9 protein-coding genes are annotated in these 18082 nt (G+C 39.3%); 1 reads left to right on the top strand and 8 read right to left on the bottom strand.

The window, feature by feature from the left end; genetic code table 11:
* Positions 1-216: 216 nt before the first annotated feature.
* From ACTJKC_RS23600 to ACTJKC_RS23615, 4 genes are all read right to left on the bottom strand, one after another.
* Entirely contained in the window at positions 217-1203 is a 987-nt protein-coding gene (locus ACTJKC_RS23600) for a hypothetical protein (protein ID WP_440795887.1), read from the bottom strand.
* Positions 1204-1250: 47 nt separating this feature from the next.
* Positions 1251-3146, bottom strand: coding sequence for a RagB/SusD family nutrient uptake outer membrane protein (locus ACTJKC_RS23605; protein ID WP_440795889.1), 1896 nt, complete (start codon positions 3144-3146; stop codon positions 1251-1253).
* Positions 3147-3158: 12 nt separating this feature from the next.
* Positions 3159-6275: a SusC/RagA family TonB-linked outer membrane protein gene (locus ACTJKC_RS23610; protein ID WP_440795891.1), complete on the bottom strand. Its 3117-nt coding sequence runs from the start codon at positions 6273-6275 to the stop codon at positions 3159-3161.
* Between the two features lie 544 nt (positions 6276-6819).
* Positions 6820-7488 (bottom strand): DUF3826 domain-containing protein, encoded by a 669-nt coding sequence (locus tag ACTJKC_RS23615; RefSeq protein WP_440795893.1) that lies wholly within the window; start codon positions 7486-7488, stop codon positions 6820-6822.
* 389 nt (positions 7489-7877) lie between these two features.
* Between ACTJKC_RS23615 and ACTJKC_RS23620 the strand changes: the two genes are divergently transcribed.
* Positions 7878-8747, top strand: coding sequence for an AraC family transcriptional regulator (locus tag ACTJKC_RS23620; protein ID WP_025143623.1), 870 nt, complete (start codon positions 7878-7880; stop codon positions 8745-8747).
* A gap of 74 nt (positions 8748-8821) precedes the next feature.
* Here ACTJKC_RS23620 and ACTJKC_RS23625 read toward each other — a convergent pair whose 3' ends face one another.
* From ACTJKC_RS23625 to ACTJKC_RS23640, 4 genes are all read right to left on the bottom strand, one after another.
* Positions 8822-9754: a dihydrodipicolinate synthase family protein gene (locus ACTJKC_RS23625; protein ID WP_440795896.1), complete on the bottom strand. Its 933-nt coding sequence runs from the start codon at positions 9752-9754 to the stop codon at positions 8822-8824.
* A 58-nt stretch (positions 9755-9812) separates the two neighbouring features.
* Positions 9813-11327, bottom strand: coding sequence for a sodium:solute symporter (locus tag ACTJKC_RS23630; RefSeq protein ID WP_440795897.1), 1515 nt, complete (start codon positions 11325-11327; stop codon positions 9813-9815).
* A 152-nt stretch (positions 11328-11479) separates the two neighbouring features.
* Positions 11480-15070: a malectin domain-containing carbohydrate-binding protein gene (locus tag ACTJKC_RS23635; RefSeq protein WP_440795899.1), complete on the bottom strand. Its 3591-nt coding sequence runs from the start codon at positions 15068-15070 to the stop codon at positions 11480-11482.
* Between the two features lie 206 nt (positions 15071-15276).
* Positions 15277-18081 (bottom strand): glycosyl hydrolase family 95 catalytic domain-containing protein, encoded by a 2805-nt coding sequence (locus ACTJKC_RS23640; RefSeq protein WP_440795901.1) that lies wholly within the window; start codon positions 18079-18081, stop codon positions 15277-15279.
* Between the last annotated feature and the right edge of the window lies 1 nt (position 18082).

An 18082-nucleotide genomic window follows, 5' to 3' on the forward strand; every position in this document is an offset into this window, starting at 1 on the left:
TTAAATTTAGGCTTAAAAACGATGCTATTGCTATAAGAAATTGAAGTGTAGTTCTAGAATATTGATATCATTTTCTTTAAAAAGGAAGAAAAAGAAGCAGTCAGAATTCCATTATCTGCCTCTTAATTTAAATGGCAGTAAATAGAAAAGGGAGCAATCGCTGCTCCCTTTTGATCAAACCAAATATATGGCGGTACCAGCCGCCGGACAAAACATTTAACGCTGCACTTTAATGCTGACATTAATATAAGGTCTTTTCTGCAAGTCGGATGTAACTGCATTAATATATAACATCCCATATTTACCTTCCGGAGTAAGGAAAAATATTGCATTACCTGGCGCCAAACCATTAGCCGGAACAGTTTGAGTAGTTTCGTTAAAAGTAATTGCCCTTGCTTTAGCCAGGGTTTCTATCGATGAGCCGGAAATTGCCGTGGTCAGAAATGCAGTAGCCTGACCGGTAACCGGCTGACTAAACTTAGTGGCTCTCTTCGGACTAAAGCCACTAATATCATAAACGGTTAATGGATTAGTAGTTACACTTAACGAATATAAATTTACCACCCAGGTTGGCGTCTGAACTGTAGAATTTGAGCCGGGCTTTCTATATATACCGAAATCTATCTTCGCAGCGTTAGCTGAAGCAGTGGTATAACTAAAACCAGTAGCATCTGTAAGTGATAAAAAGCTTGGTAAAGATTTCGCCACGGTATCAGGCAAATAAATATCTCTGTTGGCGTAAATCATGAAACTTGGATTTACATCAACGGTTACTTTTTTGTATCCGTCGCCAATGTACACTCCTTTTTCATTTAACGCACAAATACGATAACTCTGTTTACCATCACGAAGTGCAGCTGCCGGAAAAGCGCTATTGGGAAGTTTAATAATGGTTGAAAAACTTCTGCGCTTGGCAGGATCGGTAATTGCGATGGTATAACGTGTAGACTGTTGTGTACCTGCAGAAACCTCAAACACGTAAGAATACATGTCTTCTTTAGCAGAGTTTATGGTAAAATCAATCCACACCTCTTCTTTATCATTAATTACTTTATAATCGGTAACGCAGCGGGGATCGCTGTTGTTGAATGTTACGGTAACATCTTCGAACATATTAAATATGTTTGCCGACTCCTTTTTACACGAAGAGAAAAGAAACAGGCATAATCCGATGAGTAACTTGTTAATATATTTAGTTTTCATTATTTTAATTTTTAGTCAGATCAACTGAAACATTTATTCTTTAAATATTAATCAAGAGGGTCGAATGTGCCACCAGCCCATCCAATTGTTGGCAGAATTTTGTTACCAAAACTCACAAAATCATTATGAAAGGTGTAGAAGTAATGAAATTCGGGTACGTTATACGGTAAATATGTGGTGTTTGTGATGATAACATTTTTAAAATACTTCGTATAAGTTGCTTTATCATTGATATTTAAGGTTTCTCTGAACAATGTTGTACCTCCCGGAACTGTTGGGTCTTCTAGCACTTTTTTGTCTTTCTGGTCGGATCCTACGGGAGGATTCACCAGCTGCACTTCCAGTTTAGACATATTTCCGGTTAACAGGTGCATGGTACGTGATCTTCTCAAATCTGAATTACGTTTGTTTTCAAAAGCGAATTCAATTTGTCTTTCGTTAAGAATTAAGTTACGCAACTGGGCAGTGCTGCCAGCCAGTGCAAGCCCATAATCTGCATCCCCGGCCACTACCCCGGCTCTCACCCGAATTTGTCTTATTAAATCTTTTGCACCTGCAATATTTCCAGTTTCATTCAAACAGTCAGCATAATTCAGCATTACTTCTGCAAACCTAAGTTCAATCCAGTCCATACCACTTCCACCACCAACAGAACTATTGTAAACAGAGGCGCTTGCTGTTAAAGCAGGTGTAGAAAAACGCTTTACATATACTGCCACTCCGCTGCTCTCTCCAACGGCAAGGTTATATGTCCACTGTTTTCTGTTTGCATTTCCGCTTAAAGGATATACCGAACCGTTTGTAGCAAAAGTGGCTTCAAATCTCGGATCTCTGTTTTGCCAGAACATGGTTGCATCGTATGGAAAAGCCGTAGATGTATTTAATGGCTTTCCATCCTTCATCGGATAGGCATCCAGCATTTTTGTGGTAGGCATAAAGTAAGTATTCGGAAAACCAGTGCTTCCACCTTCAGATGTTGGTCTGACACGCTGCTCAGTTCCGTTCCCTCTGTTGGGTACTGTATTTGAATAAGTTCTGACAAGGATTGCTTCGGTATTGGCCGTGCCTTCTACACGAAAAATATCCAAATAATTTGGCATTAATTTTTTTCCCGCCGCAACACACATATCATAAGCTTCTTTATTAATGGTTAAAGCGTCGGCCCATCTCGAAGCCTGAAAAGGATGTTTTGCATCGTTGGTAGGGTTAAACTGGGGACTGGCCCAATACAATAATACTTTTGCTTTTAAGCATGTGGCAATCAGCTTTGTAATTTTACCTCTTCCGTCGGCATCATTTGGTGCGAAGCCATCTAATAATACAATAGCATTATTCAGATCGCTTAATATGGCCGCAAAACATTCTTTAGCCGGTCTTCTGCCTTCATCGTATATACTTTCTCCTCCCTGTGGCGTTAATGGCAGAGGAACACCACCGTAAACTTTAACCAATTCGAAATAGGTTATTGCCCTTAGTGCATAATATTGCCCAAGCAATTCATTTTTCTTAGCGGCAACCATATTACTTCCTGGAAGATTGGCGATAGCATCATTACATCTTGCAATGTCCCAGTATTTATTCTGTCCCGGGTTACCACCATAAGTGTTACCAGTGTACCTTACATCGTTGTTTCCCAACACACCTTGTAATCCAAGTGCTGCTTTTGCATTTGCATCACCATCTGGAAAATAGTTCTCATCACTTGCATAGTGAACACCATAGCGATCAGGAACAAGCTGTAATGGAAACTGGTACATGGCTACATCATACACCCTGTTGAGGTGCAACTGTACTGAACCCTCGTTATCCCAAATGGCCTGATCGATACCGCCAGTATCCGGTAACAAGAAAAATTCATCTTTATTTACACAAGCAGGCAAAAGTGCAGCTAGCATTAAAACAGCTACTGCCTTTTTTATATTGTTTTTTATTTGATTAATCATTGCTCAAAAAAATTACAGGTTAACACTTAATCCTAAAGATATCGTTCTCAACATTGGATAATCCCATGCACTGGAAGTGTACGGATCTTTATATGGTAAAGGATTTACAATTGTCCAAAGATTATTTCCGGTGAGTAGAATCCGGGCTCCGCCGATTCCTAATTTGTTTGCAAAAGCCGTAGGTGCTTTATAACTTAAAGTCATGGTATTGATGCGGATCATCGTTCCGTCAACAGCCCAAAAATCTGAGTTGATTCCTAATGATGGATCATCAAACCTGGGGTATTTGCCTTCCATTGGATTATCTAACGTCCAGCGATCAGTCCAGATTGATAAGGTATTTCTGGTTTTCGACGGAGCTGTTCTCGCCCTGCTGTCGTAGAAAATTTTACCACCAAATCTTGCATTGATATTTGTATTTAAACTGAAGTTTTTATAGGTTAAATTTAATGAGATACCAGATGCAAAAAATGCATTTGTGTTGTTATATAAAGGCGCTAAATCGCTATCAGATATCACGCCGTCGGCATTGGTATCTTCATAATACAACCAACCGGGTTGCGGAATTTTATCGTAGATCCTGTAATTGGGGTATTTCGCCATCCAGCTATCAACCTCGCCCTGCGTTCTGAACATGCCCAGGTTTCTTAAACCATAATTGCTGGTATTGTATTTACGCGGGTCAGTACCGAATAATTGTAAGTTAGGAAATGTATTGTTGATCAGGTTTCCAGGTGTATAAAGAATTCTGTCTGTAACGGAGTTACCGTATGAGAAATTGATGCTCGCACTAAGATTCAGGTCTGTTGCAAGTTTTGCTTTATAGCCTATACTGAATTCGGAGCCCCAGTTATAAAGTTGTCTGTAATTTAATACCGGCGCCTGCGTACCAAAATATTGTGGATATTGATTATTTGCGCCCAATTCGAAACCATCATAAGTATAGTTTTGGAAAGCCTCAATACTAATATCCAGCTTGTTGTTAAACATCGAAGATTCTAAACCCACGTTAATTGTTCTTTTCTTTTCCCAGGTAATATCTGGATTGGCTAAACGCGAACGGTTTAAACTGTTTGAATTGGCATTACCATAAATGTATCCATTGGTTACATCAATCTGGAACCTGTCTTGCCATAAACGCACCCCAACCCTGTCATCTCCGGTGGTACCAACATTTGCCTTTAATTTTAGGAAATTGATGAAGCCAAGCACTTTGCTGTTTTTAAAGAACTTTTCCTGACTCACTACCCACCCTATTCCAATATTTGGCGAAACACCCCATCGGTTGCCTAAAGCGAAGTTAGATGATGCGTCGATACGGGCAATACCTTCAACCAGGTACTTTTTATCAAAATCATAACTAAAACGGGCAAAACCAGATCGCTTTGAAACAGCTGTCCTTTCTAAATTTGATGCCACCAATGTATTGATATCATAGGCCCAGAATTGATCTGCACCGGGAATAAGCTGATTGGTGTAGCGCACAGTTGAATTTTGTGTATTGCCTTCACTCTGCTCAGCACCCGCCAATATGCCAAATGTGTGCTTTGCGATTGTCTTGTTATATTGAAGCGTTAGAAAAAACTGATAGCTGTTATTATCACTTAAACCCGGCGTGAACGATGAGTTTGCTGCACTTGTTGGCTGAAAAGTTGCGGCAGTTGCCGTTGGTAACTGATTGGTAAATAATTCCTGGTTATTACCTCTTTTCACAAAATTATACAGCGTAAATGGTGGTATATATTGTGTGTTTTTCGAAGATCCGCTTGATTGCGAAACCTGACCTTTTATTACAAGTCCTTTTAAAAAGGTTGGTTCGTAAGTTAATGCCGCATTAATACGGTATGATTTATTGGAGCCATTATTATAGTAACCAGATTCTGAAATGGCTAACGGATTTATATTAGCAGGATTTACTCCGCTAACGTTATAATTAACAAATTTTCCATCGATAGCAATTGGAACCCATCTTGGAACTGTTATCAGTCTTTCAAAAAAGGCTGCATCATTATCCTGAGCATTATGGTGCAGTTCTTTTGTACCATAATCTACGTTAAAATTCACATCTGCTTTTAAGCCGTTCGCTACCGTAGCAACCACACCACTTCGGAATGAATATTTATTAAATTTCATTCCTGCATAGTTTCCGTTTTCGCCCTGGTAACTTCCTCCTGCGAAAAAGGTAATTTTATCACTCCCCCCAGAAATACCTATGTTATGTCTTTGAGTAGCAGCCGCTTGCCAAACTTCATCGTACCAGCTTTTATAATCCAGCGTTTTGATATACTCTAAATCTTCCGGAGCGAAATAATCCGATGCAGCAGCACCCTGAGAACGGAAGGTATCATTTAACAATAATGCATGCTCATATCCTGATAACATTTTTGGCACCTTAATCGCGTCAGAAATGCCCAGGTAACCATTGTATGTGATACTTGGCCTGCCTATTCTACCTTTTTTTGTAGTAACGAGGATAACACCTTTAGCACCGGCAGCACCATAAATTGCAGCAGAAGCATCTTTTAAGAAAGTTAAATTTTCGATCATAGAAGCATCTATATTATCAAAAGCTTCTCTGGTTACGGTAATATTATCGACAACATAAAGCGGTTCATCTGTGGTACCAGCCGCGGCAGTGGTAGTGGTAGAATTTCTGATATTTAAGGTAATTGGAGAGCCTGGCCTGCCTGATGACTGGCTCACTCCAACACCAGCAACCCTATTCCTTAATGCACCTGCCAGGTTAGGTGCAGGAACATCCTGAATTTCGGCACCGCTAATGGTTGCTACAGCACCAAGAATTTCTGATTTTTTTTTGGTTCCGTAACCAATAACCACCACAGCATCTTCATCCAAAGACTGAGTATCTTCTGTAAAATTTACAGTTAAATTTGTTTTTCCGGCTAAAGGAATGGTCTGTCTGATATAGCCAACGAAAGAAAAAACCAAAGCATCAGTTGCCGGATCGGCAATCAGCGCAAATTCTCCTTTATCATTAGTGCTTACGTTATTAGTTTTACCGCGGATCCCTACAGTTACGCCAGGAACAGGCTGCCCGTCTTTTTTGTCTACAACCTTACCCGTAATCTGTTTTTGCTGGGCAAAAACAGCGGCACATGTAGACAGCATGAGCACTAAAACCCACGTGGTTTTTCGTAAAAATTTTGAGTTCATATTTGTTATTTGGTTAGTTTTTTAATAGTAATTAGATTCAATTCTCCTTATGCATGCCATAAAATGCCATGATTAAGGTGCAACATATCCACACAAAGCAAGCGTATGTTGCTTTATTGGTTATCTAATAAATTTTCCGGTTAAGGAGGTGTTGTTCTGGTTTGTTTTTCAGCTTGCTAGTCAGGCAAGGGATTAGATAGCGTTGTAAATTTCGGTTAGGATAATTTTAATTTAGATTTCTCATCTCTGTTCTTTTAGTAAAACTTATTTTGGTTAGAAAGTATATTTCACAATAAATAAATAGGGTGAAATATGGGATATTAACAAATCAAAGGGTACAAATTGTCTTATTTATCAAACTGGTTAACAATTTAATTTTAAGCTATTTAGGTAATTTTAATACTCATACAATATACAATTAAATTCATATATAAATGAAATATTCTTAAATAAAAAAACAAAAAAATAATGGAGTGCTAAACAGGCTCCATTATACATACTAATTTGATTGTTCTTTCGCTTTTCTACGCTTCTCCCACTCTATTCCTTCTTTCTTTAAGTCGTATCCGGCAGCCGAAAGATAATTGTTGATGCGGCCTTTGTATTTACCAAACCAGGCATGTTTCTTATCTGACGATTCTGCATCCATGGCATGCTCCCTGGCCTCGGTTAACCAGGTAAGGATCTGTTTTTTCTGATCGTCCGTTAATGTTAAAATTTCTTCCTGATAAGCTTTGTAAGTGATGGGCAATACATTATATGTCATGCCATTTTTTACCAGTTCTACCTGCTCATTAGTAAGTTGCGCAGAAAGTTTGCTAATGTACTTTTTATGAAGTTTAGCCAATGAGGCATCAACCATACGGCTATCTTTTGCCAATGCAGAATCTCGCTCTGTCTTGTTATCTTTGTTTTTTTCTTTAATTTCTTTAACTCTGCCGTCACGCGCAGCGTAGATATCATTCAAATCGCTGTACTGATCGCGCACAATTGCCGTAACTTTTTCTGTTTTTTTAGCGTCACTAATGCCGAGATTAGCCACAATTTTAGCAGCGCGGTCGGTAATCATTTTTGTATAGGCTTCTTTATCGCCAGCAGCATTATTTTGCGCGAAAATGGTTGTAATACCTGCAAATGTTAACAACAGGGACAAAATGGATGATTTCATGTTTATGATATTTTAAATAGAATTTATTTTTAATGGAATCTGCTCTTTTTTATAGCGTAAAAAATTTAAAGAGAAAACGTTGCGTAACCATAATTTTGGTTAGATGGATAATTAAATTTCCAGCCTAAATTAGTAGAATTTTTGGTAGTTTCTCCTTGTCTCATCATTTATTAATAAACAAAAAATTTATATAAAAATAATTTGTCGGTTTATAATTTGGTTACGCCTTTGCGGCTATATACAAAACTCAACATAGAAAAACACTATTTTCTAATGGTTTTTAGCAAATTAATATAGGATATTATCATTTAACTCTTTAACTTTAGGCCTGCTGCAAAAATTTTACCGCATTGGTTATTGCAGCGTTAACCAAATATTTTAACACAAAGATGAAACCCCATTTTCATAAAGTTCCCATTACTTTACAAAGCTCCTTCAGTATCCGCCATGACATTAAACCCGATTTTGGAAACATCTGGCATTACCATCCCGAGCTTGAACTTCATTATGTAATTAAAGGTGAGGGCGTCCGTTTTATTGGCGACAACATCAGCAATTTTGTGCCTGATGAGATGGTACTTTTGGGCGAAAATCTCCCGCATACCTGGCGCTGTAAAGATGAGTACTTTCAGAATAATCCCGATCTGACAACGGAAGCCATGGTGATTCATTTTCTGCCTGATTGTTTGGGCAAATACATGCTTACTTTACCGGAAGCTTACCTGATCCCTAAATTGTTCGAAAAAGCCAAAAGCGGGATGGTGATTAAAGGAAAAGCCAAAGATAAACTGGTTGATTTAATGCGGGCTGCTGTTGATGCAACCAATTTAGACCGGATAATTATTTTGCTTTCGATATTAAAAACATTAGCCGAAACGGATGAATATTCTACAATTGTAACCAGTAAAAACACTTTCTATCAATCGAACGAATCGGAAACTTTACGCATTAATAAAATCTGCAATTATACCCTCAGCAATTATAAAAAGGACATTACTTTAGAGGAAGTGGCCTCATTAAGCAATTTAAGCGTGACTTCTTTCTGCCGTTATTTTAAATTGATGACTAAAAAAACCTTTTACGATTTTTTGATCGAGATCAGGGTAAGTCATGCCTGCAGGTTTCTGATTGAGAATAAGTTACCCACCGAGATGATCTGTTTTGATTGCGGATTTAACAATGTATCGAATTTCTACCGGCACTTTAAAAAGGTAACCGGAATGACGCCACTGGACTATAAAAGGAAGTATTTGAATTAAATTTCATTTTGCGCTCGTTTGGAAACAAGTGCAGACGTCTTTCATGTTTAAACCTGCGAGGTTTAAAAAAAATATTATATAAAAACCTTAATATTCAGATTGTTGCGTAGAGAAGTGTAGTCATCAAATAAAGTTTCCATGCCTTTTACCTCACTTGTTGTAAATGCACCAACGTTTCTGCGTGTAAAAGTTGAAATGTTTAATCCCCGTTTTTGAAGGAAATATTTTGAAACCACAGGATAAACATGGTGCATTACCTCCATATTATCAATCAAAAACTGTTGCACAGCCTGCACCTCATCATTTAGCGATTCGTCACTATAATGATCACATAACCAAACAATTAACTCCGGAAAATAATTACCCTGGATACAGGATAAGCCTGAAGCACCGGCCTTTAAGGATTCTACTGCATGCCCCATATAAGCATCATACAAACCAAAAGCATTCCCATCAGTAAGTTTAAGCTTTTCTTTAATCTGCACAAGATCCAGGCAGGTATCTTTATGGTAAACTACCCTCCCTGTTGCTACAAAATCAGCTAATTGTTTTGGTTTTAACACCCTTTTATAAGGTACCGGACATTCGTAAAAACCCATTGGGATATCTCCTGTCTGGCTAAGCAGCTGAAAAATACGCTCGTTAAATATTTCATCGGTTTCATTTTCATTGGCCAATAAGCTGGTAATGGCAATTACCGCTTCTACGCCGGCATCGCTCACTTCCTTTACAAAATCAGCCTGTTTGGCAATTTCACCTCCAAAAGTTCCGGTGGCAACAACAGGTACTGCACCATTGGCCACTTTTATTACGTGTTTTATGGCCTGGATCCTTTCCTTATCGGTTAATTCGAACATTTCGCTCGAGAGGCAATTGGCAAATAAACCTGATGCCCCGGCCTGTAAGTAAATTTCTGTTAGTTGAGTTAAAGCAGGGAAATCGATGTTACCGTTGCTCAAAAATGGCGTGAGCATAACCGGGATGAACCCTTTTTGTGAGTTTTCCATTATAGTATGATATGGTAAATGTTCTATGTAGTTTTGCCCGGATAAGGTCGGAATGAGCTTAAAGGACTGTTTTTGTCTTTTTATTTTTAATTTTTGTCAGGAAAAGTCCTGTTAAAAAAATGGTTAAAGTACCGATAACGATAATCATGTTTTTATGTAAAGGATTTCTAAAAACTTCGTATTCCGGAGGAAGAAGGGAAGAAAATGTCATCCATATAATTACAGCGATACCAATAATGGTTGCGGTGATGGCTTCGTGGTTTTTACTTTGCCGGCTAATGATGCCGAGCAGGAATAGGCCCAGCATTCCGGCTGCAAAAATGCCTGATAGTTCCCACCAAACATCTAAAATGCTTTTGACGCCGATCATAGCAATCCCGGCGATCATGCCCAGCAGTCCAAATCCTACCGTCGCTAAATGTAACAGCGATAAATTCTGTTTTTCGGTAATACCAGGCTTGAAATATCTTTTATAAATATCTACCGAAAACACAGTCGCTGAAGCATTCATCCCCGAACTGATGGTACTCATTGCAGCAGATAGAATTGCTGAAACAATTAGTCCGACCAAACCTACCGGAATCTTAGTGACCATAAAATGCGGCATTATTTTATCGCCATAATCTGCCGGCACCAAAGCATTTTGTACTTTCAATATTTCTGCTGCTGATGCATGTAAAGGCAAGCGCTCAACGGCTACCTGGTGTTTTATCGATTGCACCAGTTCGGGATTAACCTCATAATAAGCAAACAAGCAAGATCCTATAATAAAAAACAACAATGAGGCCGGGATGTATAACCAAACGCACAACCAGATAGATTTCGACGCGGCTTTACCTGATGATGCAGTATGGTAACGCTGAATATAATTCTGGTCCATCCCAAAATTGTTCAGGTTGATAAAAAAACCATAAAGCAAAACCACCCAAAATGAGGATCCTACGAAATCAAATTTAAAACTGCCCAGACTAAATTTATCAGCCGATTTTCCAATTTCTACAATCTTTGATGCGCCGCCCGGCATGTTTGTGATGATCAGGTATAAAATGAGCAGTGCACCTAAGGTTTTTACAATCGCTTGCACAACTTCCGTCCATATTACCGCTTCAATTCCTCCTAAAACGGTATAAAAGATGATACAAATCCCCATAACGATCATAATCACCTGCATGGAATAACCTGTAAGTGCCTGTAAACTCAATGCGATTCCGAAAAATATCGATCCCATCCTGGCCAGCTGCGTCAATAAGAAACAAACTACGGCATAAACCCTCGCCCACGCACCGAAACGTTTTTCTAAATGGGTATAAGCCGAAATCTCTCCCGTATTGCGGTAAAAAGGCACAAAATATTTAGATGCTACCCATGCTGCCAGAGGCATCGAAATGCTAAATACAAATGCATTCCAGTTTCCGCCAAAAGATTTACCCGGTACCCCCAAAAAGGTATTGCTACTTAAAAATGTTGCATAAATAGATAAACCTATCGCCCATCCGGGGATCAGGCCCGAAGCTTTTGTAAATTGCTCGGAATTTTTATTTTTTCGCGAAAAATAAACTCCAACTAATATCATCCCAACAAGGTAAATGAAGATGATCGCAAGATCGGTTATAGGAAGACCTTTCATTACTTGTTGGCTCGTTTATTAATTTGGTTAAAACAAATATGCATCGCTAAATATCATCATTAATATAAGATTTTGGCCACATATTATACCATCTTATCTTATTGAACATCTAAAGCATCAACTGCAAGTCCTTTGGTTTCGGTTGCAATTAAACGCACTTTATAACTTCCGGCGTTAATCATGCTGCCGGTATTGGTGCTCAGGTAATTCCATTTCCCCTCTTTTGTAGGGGCAAATTCGGCTATTTCTGTTTTCATTAAGGTTCCGTCTGCCGATAAAAATTCCAGTCTGGCCTTTAATGGTTGACTGAATGGATTATGGTACTTAATGGTTAAAGAATAGGTATCGGCAACGCCAACTGAGATATTCCAGGTTAAACTACCCAGACCGGCAGCATTAAAAATTACCCGCTGTTTCTCCATCAACACTGCTTTTGTAACCTCCTTGCCCTCTAAAATGCCGTCAGTAGCTTTGTAGCTTGTGGTGGTTTTTAAATCGTATGCAGGCTGTAAATGGGTAACAGGCAAAACAAAAACCGTAGCAGTTCTGCTGTCGAATATCATTCTTTCGTTAGGATCAAGTCTTTTACGGTAAAGTGCAAAGGTTTCTTCATTACTATTGCTCAAAGTGGTTTTCGTATTTACAAAACCTTGAGGGATACTGCTGTTTTTATTTATCGCAATAAAGGCATCAACGCTGTCAGTAGCGGTAAATTCGATACTTTCTTGTCCGCGGGAAGCTTTTAACCATTCCGCGCCATATAAATTCGATGGCAGTTCGGTAAATGCTGATTTTTCTCCTTTAAATTGTTCGTCCCCGATATCCAGCCAGCTGTTTAATTCAGCATTTTTAATTTTACTTAGAAGCGAATTGCTTACCGGCGCAACTTGAATATTTTGCTTTAAACTGGCGATGGCAATAGCCGAAATCACTGCCTGCCCCACTTTCACCTCGGGAAAGTTAATATCCAAAAAGCCACCTTTAACGGTAGTTTTGATTGTTTTCTTCAATAAGGTGTTACTGCCGGCTTCTTTCCAGATATCTAAATCTTTAATTAATGTTTTGCCGTTAAAGGCTATATCGAATAAACGCATGGACTGGGCATTGTAACCACCACCTATGCCCAGCCAGGGTTCGATAAAATAGAGTTCAACCAGGTATTCTCCATCGGGTAACGGGAAATGATATTTTAACTGCTCTCTGCCATATCTGAATGTCTGAAAAAGCTTCCAGTCTTTAGTGCCATTAACGGGTTGAAAAGTACGCCTTTGACTGGCAAAAAAATCAGGAATACCTTTAAAATTAGCGGTCCATGAGGTAGAACCAAAACGATCAGCAGAACTTAGGTTTCTGTCTGCAAACCATTGGTTGCCATTAGTATCCGTATAATTCCCTCCGCCACAATTTACACGATAAACGTAGTTGTAGTCCTGTACAGGATCGATTAATTGTTTATCCGAAATTAAACCAATAAAATTTGGACTTTGAGGTAAATTCTGCAGCACAATCTGATCTTTGGCAACTGCTTTCCCGTTAACATAACCTATTGCATAAAGCACGTTATATTTAATTTCAGGCTTATTCCATTGGAAATGAGTTCCAATTCCGCCACGTTTCTTTTTTCCTAAAGACTGTCTGCTTATATCGTTAAATAATTCTACTTCATCACAGTTGGAATAAACCACAATGCTATCTTTTATTCCCGGTTTTGTCCATCGGTTTGGCCAGGTATGCGAAACAATATATACCATAGGATTGGTCTGTTTCGAGGCATAATTGGCTCTGAACATATAAAAAACATCTGTTGGTTCTTCCCAGGGAGTAAACATGCCCTTGTAATTTACAGGACCAACCCGATCCAGATCCCTTAAACCCTCGCCTCCCTGTACCCTGCCCGGGTTATCGTGCGAGCTATATAACCAGAAAAAATGACCAGCAGTTTCAGCTTTCACTGATTCGGCCAGGCGTACTTTCGTTTCCATTAAATCGGTCATTTTGTTTTCGGTATAACCTTTACCGTTTGCATCGGTATCATGAAGATCGATGGTTCTCCAGGCACCATATTCGCCTACTAAAACCTGCCTTTTGAGGTCTTCGCCATAAGTTAGCGGATTGCCGCCATAAGTGCCGGTCCAGTTTTGTGGCACATCCCAATCTGTTCCTTTACCGCCATTACAGGTGGTTACTTTCCGTTGTGAGGAAGCGGTTGGATCCAGTTTCCTGATGAGTTCGGTACATTCTTTTGCAAAATCTTCGGGCAGCGTACTTTCGTTTTCCAATCCCCATAAAACTACCGCAGGACTGTTCCTTCTTTCTTTTACCCAATCCGTTATGAGCGTTTTAAAGTTCTTCCTGAATTCAGGTGTATCGTACCAGATGTGCGCAGCCATTTGTGTCCAGCATAAAATCCCTTCTTTGTCCCAGTAATCGGAATAAAGTAAGTTGTGTGGTTGGTGCGCATCGCGGAAAGCATTGAAACCTGCCACTTTAATTTGCATCACCCTCGATCTGATCTGTTCGCTACTAAAAGCATGACTCTGACCGATTAAATGCTCATATTCAGCAATGCCATTGATAAATACAGGTTTTCCGTTTAATAAAAATTGTTTTTGATTAGCCTGATCGCCTATAGGCCAGCTGATCCACCGGATACCATAAGGTGTTTTAATTTCATCTACAACTTTTCCATTTTCAATAATAGAAGTTTGTAACGTATATAGATAGGGATTTTCCAATGACCAAAGCTTTGGATTGATGATTTTATCCGTTTGCTGATCGATCTGGATTTCTTTCCCACCTGCAACTGAAACTGTTTTTTTGAGTTCTTTAACCTGCATTCCATTTGCATCAAGCAAACGGTTAATCAGCGTTATATTTTTAACTTTTAAAGTATAGTTTTTTAAGGTACTGCTTAAGTTTAAAATAGCTGATTTTTCAGAAATTTTATTGTCGTTCCAGATGTGGATGCCAAAGGGTTCAACGCGGATATCATTGGTTACAATTAAATGCACAGGACGGAAAATTCCCATAGGCTGTGAACCTTCGGAAAAACCCCGCTCTGTTGAGCAACCACCATCAACCCAGGGTAAATCCTGGATATTTGCAGGATGATCGGCACGCACAGCCAAAATATTTTCCTGGTTATTAAGTTTAATGGCTGATGTTACATCAAGGGTAAAAGTTGTTCTTCCGCCGGCATGATAACCTACATTTTTACCATTTAGCCAAACTGTAGCATAAGATCCTACTCCTTCGAAATATAAAAAGAAACGTTTACCGTTTTTGATGTTGTTAGTTTTGAATGTTTTGCGGTACCAGGCGTAGCCATGTTTATTGCCATGAAGTTTACGCTGGTACCCTTCATACTCGTCCCAGTTATGTGGAACATTTACATTTTTCCAGTTCTGGATTTTATAGCTTACCTCTTGAAAACCATCATAAGCATTCTGGTTTTTCTCATCAGCAATGGTTTGCCAGTTGGTGTTTAGGGAGATATCTTTTCTTATTTGATTTTGTGCGTGAGCTAAATTGATAGCAAATAGAAAAGTAATAAATAGAAGTATTTGCTTAAAATTTATGCATTTAACTGGTCTTTGAGGACACAAGCCAGGGGAATGGAAAATAACAATTAATGGCGTTAGCGCTATTGGTTCGTGGAGACATGAACCATGGTGCGCGAAATGTTTCAATTTTCGTATGTGTAAACAAAGACTAAGGTGTTTGAAATTCTGGAAGGCTATATTCCCTCTAGCCGAGGTACGTGTCCCCACGGACCTTATTACGTTCAAAATACTTTTTAAAATGCCTTTTAAACCTCCATCCCTAGCCGAGGTACGTGTCCTCACGGACCTCATTACGTTCAAAATACTTTTTAAAATGCCTTTAAAGTCTCTTGTCATTTCAAATCTCCATTCAGTTTATACGTTTCACCCGCTTTAGTTTCGATGCTGACGCTATTATTTTTGTAGTGGATTTTACAATTTCCCCCAGTTTTTGATTTCACGGTAAGTGAGGTCAGCAATCCATTTGCCCAGGCTAAATCCAGTACAAATCCACCACGTGCCTGTAAACCTTTAATTTCTCCGTTAGGGATTTCAGATGGTAATGCCGGTAAAATATCAAGATAACCCTGATGACTCTGAACGATCATTTCGGCCATTCCGGCAGCACCACCAAAGTTTCCATCAATCTGGAATGGTGGATGCGCATCAAAAAGATTTACATAAGATCCGGCGCCATTATTGGCAGGTTTCATTAACATTTTAACCAGTTTCATGGCATGATCGCCATCTTTAAACCTTGCCCAAAAGTTGATTTTCCAGGCTAAACTCCAGCCTGTAGCCTCATCTCCGCGGTAAAGTAAAGATTGTTTTGCAGCCTGCATCATTTTTTTGTTGCTATCCCAGGTTATGTCATTTCCAGGGTAAACGCCCCACAAATGCGAAACATGGCGGTGTTTACTTGCTGTATCATCAATATCGGTTAACCATTCCTGCAGCTGACCATATTTGCCAATCTGGTTGGGTGCAATTTGTTTAACTTTCTCGCTTAACGATTTCCTGAAATCTTCATCAATATTCAATTCCTCAGCAGCTGCAATACAGTTTTTAAAGAGCGAACGGATAATCTGGTGATCCATTGTGGGCCCTGCAACCAAACCTCCGTTTTCAGGCGAATTAGATGGTGTGCTAATCAGCCAGCCTGTTTTCGGATCTTCCACTAAAAAATCTTCAAAAAATAAAGCGGCCTGTTTCATTAAGGGATAAGCTTCGGTTTCCAGGAATTTACGGTCTTTACTGAATTGATAATGCTCCCATAAATGCTGACTTAGCCAGGCACCACCACTTACCCAAATACCATGGTTAGAGGCATTAATGGGTGCTGTACCGTTCCATAAATCGGTATTGTGGTGTAAAACCCAGCCACGCGCATTATAATATTGTTTTGCTGTTTCGGCACCTGTTTTCGACAATCCTTTAATTTTGTTAAACAATGGTTCGTTTAAAGCTGATAAATTAAGGATTTCTGTTGGCCAGTAATTCATTTCGAGGTTAATATTGGTAGTGTACTTGCTGCCCCATGGCGGAGTGAGCAGGTCGTTCCAGATTCCCTGAAGATTAGCGGGTTGTGTACCCGGCCTGGAGCTCGAAATCAATAAATAACGACCATACTGCATGTACAAAGCAGCAAAAGCAGGATCGTTTGCACTGGCGAATTTTTCCAGTCTTTCCTCTGTAGGCAGTTTCTCATTCTCTGAACGGCCAAAATCGACACTAAAACTTTTGTAATAACTTTGGTATTCTTTGATATGATTTTGCTTAATTGCAACATAAGATTTTCCTTTTAAGCCGTTTAATGCTTTAACATTAGCCGTTGCAGGATTTCCCGAAACATCCTGAGCGTTGATAAAATTAGTTCCTGCAGTTAAATAAAGCGTTACTTCGTCGGCCTGGTTGATACTGATTTTGCCATTTGCAGTTTTTACAGTTCCATTTTTTATTAAGGCAGTTAACCGGCTTTCGCCCTTAATGGCGCCATCTTTTACCTGTATGGACAAGGCAATTACATTATTTCCTAAAGTTTTTACCGACGATTTTCGGTGGGCACTGGAAAGTTCTGCATCAAAAGTTATAGATGCTTTTTTATCAGCCGTTAAATGAATCACCAAGGCCTGATCTGGTTGACTGGCAAAATATTCACGTGTGTAATTTACACCATTTAAAGTATAAGTGGTTTTAGCAACAGCGTTACTGATATCCAAAGATCTTTTATAATTGGAAACCAGCGATTTAGTTTGCTTAAAATACAAATTCAGGTCGCCAAAAGGCTGGTAACTGGCCTGGTATTGCGGAACAGCAGGCGGATCTTCATCCTGAATTTTATACTTCCATTCTTTTACCAATGAAATTCCTTGTTCTACATTACTTCCTACAGGATAAATGCCGATTTTTTTTGAAGTGTCTTTATAACCCGCCAATCCGCCTTTATCAAAGTAATTGAGCACTTGTATGGCGATCACATTTATGCCCTTTTTGATTAGCTTAGCCGGAATGGTATATTTCCGAGGGTCTGTACTATCGGTATTGCCAACCAGCTGACCATTAATATAGGAGAAATCCTGGTCGCGGATGCGGTTAAGATCAAGTATAAGGTCTTTTCCGAGCCAATTCTCCGGTACATCAAAAGTTGTTCTAAACCACACTGCGCCATCTAAATTGGCCAAACCTACCGCTTCCCATCCTTCATAAGAAGGTACTTTAATGCTTTTCCAAAGTTTATCATCAAAATTGCTTAATGCCGGATTACCCTGAATACCTTTGCCCGCTTTCATTTCGTTAACCCAAACTTTGCGATCGCCGGAGCTACTTTGAAGTCCCATAAACTGTTCCTGCGCCAAAGCTTCAGCCTCTCTCTGTTTGCCGTCGAAAAGTAATTTCCTGATTTCCGGTAAGTATTGGTAAGCACCTTTGCGGTTGTAATCACGCGGTTTGCCTGTCCAGACGGTTTCTTCGTTAAACTGGATGTGATCAACTGCAGTTCCGGCAAAAATCATGGCGCCTAATCGTCCGTTGCCAATAGGCAAAGCATCTGTCCACTTTTCGGCAGGTTTAGTGTACCATAAAGTATGGTTGTTTTCCTGTGCAAAACCGTTAAAATGTGCAGCGAATAATAAAATCGCCCATAAAAATTTAACCTTCATA

Source organism: Pedobacter sp. 22226 (genome assembly GCF_052045455.1).
GTDB classification, from domain to species: domain Bacteria; phylum Bacteroidota; class Bacteroidia; order Sphingobacteriales; family Sphingobacteriaceae; genus Pedobacter; species Pedobacter jeongneungensis.

What these genes read in the sequence shown, in the direction of transcription:
- ACTJKC_RS23600 (WP_440795887.1), bottom strand. Translation starts at nt 1,203, where the DNA reads ATGAAAACTAAATATATTAACAAGTTACTCATCGGATTATGCCTGTTT.
- ACTJKC_RS23605 (WP_440795889.1), bottom strand. Translation starts at nt 3,146, where the DNA reads ATGATTAATCAAATAAAAAACAATATAAAAAAGGCAGTAGCTGTTTTA.
- ACTJKC_RS23610 (WP_440795891.1), bottom strand. Translation starts at nt 6,275, where the DNA reads ATGCTGTCTACATGTGCCGCTGTTTTTGCCCAGCAAAAACAGATTACG.
- ACTJKC_RS23615 (WP_440795893.1), bottom strand. Translation starts at nt 7,488, where the DNA reads ATGAAATCATCCATTTTGTCCCTGTTGTTAACATTTGCAGGTATTACA.
- ACTJKC_RS23620 (WP_025143623.1), top strand. Translation starts at nt 7,878, where the DNA reads ATGAAACCCCATTTTCATAAAGTTCCCATTACTTTACAAAGCTCCTTC.
- ACTJKC_RS23625 (WP_440795896.1), bottom strand. Translation starts at nt 9,754, where the DNA reads ATGGAAAACTCACAAAAAGGGTTCATCCCGGTTATGCTCACGCCATTT.
- ACTJKC_RS23630 (WP_440795897.1), bottom strand. Translation starts at nt 11,327, where the DNA reads ATGATATTAGTTGGAGTTTATTTTTCGCGAAAAAATAAAAATTCCGAG.
- ACTJKC_RS23640 (WP_440795901.1), bottom strand. Translation starts at nt 18,081, where the DNA reads ATGAAGGTTAAATTTTTATGGGCGATTTTATTATTCGCTGCACATTTT.